At 62.2% G+C, this 8,002-nt stretch carries 4 protein-coding genes and 1 rRNA gene; all 5 read left to right on the top strand.

What is annotated here, in order from left to right:
• A 5S ribosomal RNA gene (gene rrf / locus DFR38_RS21830) occupies nucleotides 1-88 on the top strand; the annotation flags it as partial.
• 200 nt (nucleotides 89-288) lie between these two features.
• A complete protein-coding gene (locus DFR38_RS05145) occupies nucleotides 289-1,902 on the top strand; it encodes a mechanosensitive ion channel family protein (protein ID WP_059286136.1) in 1,614 nt (537 codons plus the stop codon).
• 258 nt (nucleotides 1,903-2,160) lie between these two features.
• Nucleotides 2,161-3,351, top strand: coding sequence for a response regulator (locus DFR38_RS05140; protein ID WP_158527690.1), 1,191 nt, complete (start codon nucleotides 2,161-2,163; stop codon nucleotides 3,349-3,351).
• Between the two features lie 41 nt (nucleotides 3,352-3,392).
• On the top strand, nucleotides 3,393-4,130 hold the full coding sequence (locus DFR38_RS05135; RefSeq protein WP_059286134.1) for a response regulator: 738 nt from the start codon (nucleotides 3,393-3,395) through the stop codon (nucleotides 4,128-4,130).
• 26 nt (nucleotides 4,131-4,156) lie between these two features.
• Nucleotides 4,157-7,996 (top strand): ATP-binding protein, encoded by a 3,840-nt coding sequence (locus tag DFR38_RS05130; RefSeq protein ID WP_110313095.1) that lies wholly within the window; start codon nucleotides 4,157-4,159, stop codon nucleotides 7,994-7,996.
• The last annotated feature ends 6 nt before the right edge of the window (nucleotides 7,997-8,002 follow it).

Here is an 8,002-nt window from a genome sequence, read left to right as displayed (position 1 = left end):
CGCCTTCCCATCCCGAACAGGACCGTGAAACGCCTTAGCGCCGATGATAGTGTGGCATTCGCCATGTGAAAGTAGGACACCGCCAGACTCCCCTTTGAAAGCCCAGCTCAATCGAGCTGGGCTTTTTGCATTGGGGCTGGCTCTGCTGTTGATGTCATCGCATAAGCCGCCTGTGGGCGGCTTTGTTACGTCTCGGCCCGTGCATTCTGGGGGGGCGTGGCTGTGCTGCCTGCCCCCGAAGGCAGCAAACAGCTATGATGTTGCTGTCATCGACAGGAGGAATGCATCATGGCCCGAATTCTGCTCTGTATCCTTGCCTTGTTGCTGGCCAGCCTGACACAGGCGGCAGAGCCGCGGCTGGCCCCGGATAATTGGGAACAGCAACGCACTCTGGTGCTGGGTGGGCAGCCGATTTATCTGTTCATGGCCAAGGAGGGGGAGCTGACTGCCCAGCAGCGTGTGGCCAGGGTGCAGGCTCGCTTGCAGGCTCTGGAACAGGCGGATGCCAGCCATCCGGTTGAGGCGACACCTTATGGGCAGGGGGCGAGTGCCGGCTACCGGCTGTCGGTCAACGGCAAGTCGCTATTCAATATTGTTGCGGGTGATCTGGATCCGGCGGATGGCCTGAGCTTGCAGCAGTCTGCCAGCAATGTGCAGCAGCGCCTGAATGCCTTGCGACTGGCTTATCTGGAAGAGCATTCTTCCGGCGCACTCGTCAGTGCGCTGGCGCAGAGTCTGGCGGGTAGTGTGCTGTTTGCCGCCCTGCTTTATCTGATCATGGTCTTGCGTCGGCGGGCATTGTTGCGGGTGTCGCACCGCCATGCCCTGTTTCCCGGCTGGCTTAGCAAACGGCAGACGCTGCGCCGGCTGCTGCAGCGTGCCGAAGGCAGCATCATCAACCTGACCACTGCGCTGTGCGTCATTTTCCTCAGCTATCTGTGGCTTACCTGGCTGCTGGGACGTTTTCCCTATACCCTGCCCTGGAGTCGCCGCCTGGGCAGTTTCCTGTGGCAGCTGGTCGCCACGCTGGCGGCTGATGCGCTCAGTGCCGTTCCCGGTTTGCTGACGGTGGGACTGATCTTCCTGTTTACCCGCTTGCTGACCCGTGGTTTGCAGTTGATATTCGACATGGCCGAACGTGGCCAGCTGCGTTTTCCCGGCCTGCATCCCGAGACTGCCGGTGCCACCCGTCGGCTGCTGGGGGTGGTGCTCTGGCTGTTTGCGCTGACCGTTGCCTATCCCTATCTGCCTGGTGCCGACTCTGATGCATTCAAGGGAATGAGCGTGTTTTTCGGTTTGCTGGTTACCTTGGGCTCGGCGGGCATCATGAACCATGCGATGAGTGGCCTGGTCCTGGTGTATTCGCGAGCCCTGCGACCGGGAGACTTTGTGCGTATTGGCGATGTCGAGGGCGTGGTAACCGAACTCAGTGCACTGTCGACCAAGATACTGACCCGGCAGGAGCATGAGGTGACCCTGCCCAATGCGGTGGTGGTGGGCGGCAAGGTGGAGAATTATAGCCGGACCAGCCCGGGGCGGGGGCTGATGCTGACGACCACGGTCACCATTGGTTACGACACGCCGTGGCGACAGGTGAAAGCCATGCTGGAACTGGCAGCCCACCGCACCTCGCTGGTGGATCACACCGAAGCGGTGGTGGTGCGGCAGTTGAATCTGCAGGACTTTTACGTCGAGTACGAACTGCAGCTGCGTGCGCTGGCCGATGCCCTGCCACAGGAAGTGCGCAGCGAGCTGCATGGGCACATTCAGGATACCTTCAACGAATTCGGCGTGCAGATCATGTCGCCGCATTTCATGGCCCAGCCGGAGCAGGCGGTGGTGGTGCCGGCTGCGCAGTGGTATGCGCCGCCCGCGCAGCCGGCCGCGGCAAAGGGGGAATAGGCTGCTTAGCTGCTTGTCATGAATTGTGAGAAATCTGCAGTGTGCAATGCAGCGGGCAGCCTTATGTGCTTGAGCAGGGCAATCCGCGCTTTCCCTGGCGGGAATTTATATTAATTGTTTAAGTGATCGCCAATTTTATCAATGAATAACGGCGCAATGCTTGCCTCCCGGCGTGGCTTGCTGCTATACCAAAGGGGTAAATTATCGCTTTGCTGCCGGCTTCCCATTCCCGGCGGCCATCCGCCGGGGGATACCGTCATGTCGTCGCTGCCAATGAGGCTGTTGATCCTGGAAGACCAGGTCATTCTGCGCAAGCTGATTTCCCGCCAGACCGGTTTTTTCAGCCGGCATGCCACCCAGATCGATGAGTTCAGCGACCCGGCCGAGGCACTGCGCAGCGCTGCCGAAACCAGCTATGACCTGATCATTACCGATATCGGCATGCCGGGCATGAACGGCATCGATTTCATCAAGAATCTCACCGCCATCGGCTGCCGGGCCTCACTATTGATCATTTCCGGCTATGACGAGCGTACCTTGCACACCATTGCCGACATGGCGCGCCACCAGGGTATCGAGAGCGTGCATTTCCTGTGCAAGCCCTACAGCATCGACCAGTTTCTGCATCGGCTCAACGCCGTCTTTGCCGATCTGGAGCAACGCGCGCTGGCCTACCCGCTTGATTTGCAAAAGGTCTGGCAGGACTGCATCAGCCAGCCACTGCAGCTGGAGTTCAAGCCGGTACTGAGCCGGGACATGCAGCAGCTGCGCGGCATGCAGCTGGCCGCCATCAGGCTGCCCGACGGGCTGTTGCCGTTGGATGCCGCCCGCTACCGCCAGCTGGCGGCCAACCCGCCATTGCCGGTGCTGGTTCTGGAAGTGGTGCTGGAGCAGTTGGCCCAGTTGCTGGCCAGCCTGCCGCGGGAGCAGCGCCAGCACTGTCTGTTCAGTCTTTATCTGGATGGTGCTTGCCTGGCCAACGACAATCTGTTCGACCGTTACAACAGCGTATTGCGGCAATATGGCATCCAGCCCGGGCAGATCGGTTTTCTGCTGGCCGATGGCCTGCAGCAGCAAACTGCCGCGGTCTGCTTTGAAAACATTGCCAAATTGAAGTACTTCGGCTTTGCGCTGCTGGCAGACCAGCTGGGCGAGGGTGGCCTGACCGTGGGCAATCTGTTGCGGCTGCCACTGGATGGCGCCACCGTTTCTGCCCCGGCCCTGCGCCAGTTGCGCGCGCAGGGGGTGGACATGCCGGCGCTATTGCAATGCTGTGGCCTGAGCCTGTCGCAGCTGACCATCACCCGGCTCGACATGGAAGCCGACCTCGAACTGCTGGCTGGTCTGGAGGGGTGCAGCGTCAGTGGCGAGCAGATCGCCCTGCAGCTGGGCAGCGGCGAACTATCATCTTATTTACAGCAACAGACTGCCGGCGAGCTTACGCACTAGACCGGCAGCGTAGCGATGTCCCGCCATGCAAAGGGGTAAACATGTCCAACGAACTGGAAAAGCTCAAGATACTGGTGGTGGATGACCAGTCACTGGTCAGGACGCTGGTCAGCCAGTCCTTGCAATCCATGGGGATCCGTGCGGAAAACATCTCGCAGGCGCCGGATGGCAGCACCGCCATGCGCACGCTGGACATGCGCATGGTTGACCTGGTGCTGTGCGATGTGGAAATGAAGCCGATGAACGGCCTGGACCTGCTCAAGGAACTGCGCTGCGGCCATACCATGAATGCATCCAACCTGCCCTTCATCATCCTGTCCGGGCATGCCGACCGCGGCAATGTCACGGTGGCGATGCAGCTGCATGCCGATGGTTTCGTGGTGAAGCCACCCAAGCCGGTGGATGTGGAAAAGGCCATCATGCAGGCCTTGCGTCGCACCCGGCCCGAGGTCGATCCCTTCAGCTATTACGGTGTGGATACCGGTACCGACTACGACAAGAAAGTATTCCGCCGCCTGTTCGAGCCGCGCCCGGAAGACCTGCCGGATGCGCCCAATGAGACCGTTACCGTAAACAGTGCCAAGCCCGGTGCGGTACTGGCCGAAGACCTGTTCAGCAAGAGCGGTCACCTGCTGCTGCCTCGCGGTGCCAGCATATCCGCCAACCAGCTGGCGGTGCTGCGCAACTACAGCGACCGCTATGGCGTACAGCAGCTGGTGGTGGAAAAAGCCGTGGTGGTTGCCAGTGATGGCGACCCTGCCTCCGAGCCGACCGGCTGAAACTGACTGCCCGCAGGGGAGAGTGCATGGCCACGATCAGCAGCAAGGCAAGCCAGACCTTATCCATCGGCAGGGCGGTGATTGCCATCGTGGTGTTGCTGGGGGTCTTCCAGATCGGCTGGGTGGCCAGATTGCTGTCGGTGTCATGGCAGCACTACCAGCAGGCGGTAGCGCTGGCCGATGTGCAGGAGATCCGCACCAAGCTGTATACCGCGGCCGATCTGCTGCGGCGCGAGGCCATACTCAGCCGCAGCCTGCTGTATCGCAGCTATCCGCCATTTCCGCAGGAGCGCAGCCAGCTGCTGTTGCTGCGCACGCAGGCCGATCACTGGATGGAACTGGCGCAGGCTGCCAGCCAGCGCGATGTGGTGAGCGAGCAGCGCGCCAAGCTGGCCATGGTGCAGCTGCAACTGGACAGTTTCCGCAGCTTGCGGCCCGAGGTGGACATGCGCATCGGCCCGGCCTGGGGGCAGGATGAAACCCTGGGCTATGCCGAGGAACTGTCCTCCCGCCATTTGCAGGATGCCATCGATAACGTGCTGATCGGCATGAACGGTCAGATGAAATGGACTGCGCCGGCCGGGCTTTTCGTCAATATGGACATTGCCCAGAGCAGCTGGAGCATAGGCCATACCCTGCGCACCACCGCCACCGCCTTGCTGCTGCGCAGCCAGCTGGACTCGCCGCTGAGCGAGACCGAAGAGGGTGACCTGCAGTCGCGGCTGGACCTGAGCAATCTGATGCTGCAACAGCTGCGGGTGGATGCCGGCCATCTCGAAGACCCGGCGCTGGCCGACAGCCTGCGCCGCATTTCCGATTCTGCCCTGGCGCTGCACATGCTCAACAAGCAGCAACTGCAGCGCCAGCAGCAGCACCAGAGCATGCATGACATGCAAAGCGGCATGCAGCAGCTGCTGGACAAGGTGCAGCAGGAAAGCTGGGCCATGTTCCAGCATGCCAACCGCCTGTGTGCCGAGCAGATCCAGCAGGCACTGGCTGATTACCGCCGCCAGCTGATCCATGACAGCCTGCTGGGGCTGGCGATACTGGGACTGGCGCTGATCCTGCTGTACAGCATGACCAAACGGGTGCTCAAGCCGCTCAACCATCTGCAAAGCATGCTGGATGCCGCCGGCGACGCCATCATGACCATCAGCCAGCAAGGCCGGGTGCTATCGGCCAATGCCGGCGCCCAGCGACTATTCGGCACCGGCAGCCAGGAACTGGAAGGCCGGCACATCAGCCAGCTGCTGCGGCTGCAACAGTCCCTGGCCGACACCCTGCTGGCGGTCAGCGAGCTGGGCAGCCAGCAGCTGCAAGGCGAGGGCATCAAGCTTAATGGCGAATTGTTTTTCGCCGGCATCACCCTCAGCACCTTCCGAACCTCGGCAGCGGAAAAAGTCTTCATGCTCATCGTGCGCGACGAACATCAGCGCCGCATTGCCGAGAATTCGCTGGAGCACAATCTGAGCATGCTGTCGGCCATTTCCCATGTGGAAAATCTCATGCTCAGCCGCTGGCCACGCCACGAAGTACTGGACCGGCTGCTACAGGAATTCATCCACTTCAGCCATGCCGAACAGGGCTTCATGCTGGTACTGGCCGAGTTCCCGGACGACCGTTTCGAAATCCGCCTGCAGGCCGGCCAATGGCCGGACACCCTGCCCGCGCTGGAGGCGCTGTCCCACGAGGCCGAGCCGCTGACCTGGTTGCTGCAAAGGCTGGCCGAGATGCCCGCGTGGATTACCCTGCCGGTGTCGATGGATGACGATGTGTCGGCGCTGATCTGCCTGCTGCATCCGGACCTGGCCATGCTGGGCAAGGGCATCCAGCCGCTGGTTGGTGCCTATGCCAACATTCTCGGTTTTTTCGACGAAGAAGACCGGCGCATGCTGTCCGAATCGCAGTTGCGCTCGGTATTGCAGGAAGAAGAAGCCATCTATTCCGCCTCGCCGGTCGGCTTGCTGCGGCTGAACGAGCAGATGCAGATCGTGCGCGCCAACCGCATGGCGGAAGACATCTTCGGCCAGGGCGGCAGCAGCCTGCCCGGCATGCACCTGATGGAGCTGCTGGCGTCCGACCAGAGCTGGTTCGACCTGACCAGCCAGCTCAACAACATGGCGCAATACCAAAGCAAGCTGCGCTGCGAACTGGAATGCCTGGGGGCCGATGGCCGGCCGATCTGGGTGCTGTTCGAGGGCATGCTGCTCTTCCCCGACCGGCCGCGCGAGGGCACCATCCTGGCCTGCCTGGACATCACCGAGCGCAAGCTGGCGGAATTCGAACTGCGCATGGCACGCGACCAGGCCAATGCGGCCAACCGTGCCAAGAGCTCCTTCCTGGCCACCATGAGCCATGAAATCCGCACCCCGATGAACGGCGTGCTGGGCATGCTGGAACTGCTGACCATGACGCCGCTCAATCCCGAGCAGCAAGACAGCGTCAACACCATTCAGGAGTCGGCGCGCACCCTGTTGCGGCTGATCGACGACATCCTGGACTTCTCCAAGATCGAGGCCGACAAGCTGGAAGTGGTGCAAACCCCGACCGCGGTCAAGCCGCTGCTGGAACAGGTCCGCACCCTGTATGCCGAGACCGCCGCCGCCAAGGGCCTGCGACTGCAACTGGAAGTGGACGACAAGCTGGCCCCGGCCCTGCTGCTCGATCCGCTGCGGCTGCGGCAGATCCTGCAAAACTTTGTCAGCAATGCCGTCAAGTTCACCGCCAATGGCGGCATCACCCTGCGGGTGGAGGTGCTGGAGCAGGAATTTGCCGCGCAGACCCTGCGCTTTGACATCATCGACAGCGGCATCGGCATTTCCCAGGAAAACCTGGCGCGGCTGTTCGAGCCGTTTACCCAGGCCGAATCCGATACCAGCCGGCGCTTTGGTGGCACCGGGCTGGGGCTGGCCATCTGCCGCCGGCTGGCCGGCCTGATGGGCGGCCATGTCGAACTGGAAAGCCAGCCGGGCGAGGGCACCCGTGCCTCGCTGCTGCTGGTGGCCAATATCGTGGATGCCGAGGAGCTGCCGGGCGCCGAGGTTGACGACGGCCAGCCATCGACAGCTGCGCCGGATACGCCGCAGGGCGCGGCCTTGCCCATCCTGTTTGCCGAAGACAATCCCACCAATCGCAAGCTCACGCTGCGCCAGCTGCAAAAGCTGGGCTACAAGGCCGACTGTGCCGAAGACGGCGCGCAAGCCTACGCCATGTGGCAGGCCGGCCAGTACAGCCTGCTGCTGACCGACTGCCACATGCCGGTCACCGACGGCTACGAACTGGCCCGGCTGATTCGTGCCTATGAGGCCGAGCATGCCGAACGCGGCCGGCTGCCCATCATCGCCTGTACCGCCAATGCCGGGCAGGAAGAGCTGCACAAGACCAGTGCCGCCGGCATGGATGATTTTCTGACCAAGCCGCTGGCCATCAATGTCCTATCGGCCATGCTGGATAAATGGCTGCACCAACCGCAGGAGAATGTGATGTCCGATACCCCTGAGCAGACACCCGATAGCGCCGCCCTCTGTCCGGTCGACCGCTCCGTGCTGGAGGTCTACAGTGATGGCGAACTGTCGGTCGAGCTGGAAATCCTGCACGACTTCGAAGTGGCCAATCGCGATGACATGGCCGCCCTGCGCCAGGCCGCGGCCGAGCGCAATGCCGAGCAGCTGGCCTGGGCGGCCCACCGCATCAAGGGGGCCAGTCGCATGGTGGGGGCCAATGCCATGGGCGATGCCGCCGAACGGGTGGAAAAGACGGCCAAGGCTGGCCAGGGTGAGCAGGCCGCGGCGCTGCTGGCCGGGCTGGAAGCAGCGCTGGGCGAGTTTGAACACTGGCTGCAACAGCAGGACACCGCCAGCGTATAAGCCTGG

The organism is Aquitalea magnusonii (assembly GCF_003202035.1).
GTDB lineage: Bacteria > Pseudomonadota > Gammaproteobacteria > Burkholderiales > Chromobacteriaceae > Aquitalea > Aquitalea magnusonii.
Note: the sequence above shows the minus strand (reverse complement) of the source record. Positions and strands in the feature narration are given on the sequence as shown.

Excerpts from the sequence above, each read along its gene's own strand:
- DFR38_RS05145 (WP_059286136.1), top strand. The coding sequence starts at position 289 with ATGGCCCGAATTCTGCTCTGTATCCTTGCCTTGTTGCTGGCCAGCCTG.
- DFR38_RS05135 (WP_059286134.1), top strand. The coding sequence starts at position 3,393 with ATGTCCAACGAACTGGAAAAGCTCAAGATACTGGTGGTGGATGACCAG.
- DFR38_RS05130 (WP_110313095.1), top strand. The coding sequence starts at position 4,157 with ATGGCCACGATCAGCAGCAAGGCAAGCCAGACCTTATCCATCGGCAGG.
- DFR38_RS05140 (WP_158527690.1), top strand. The coding sequence starts at position 2,161 with ATGTCGTCGCTGCCAATGAGGCTGTTGATCCTGGAAGACCAGGTCATT.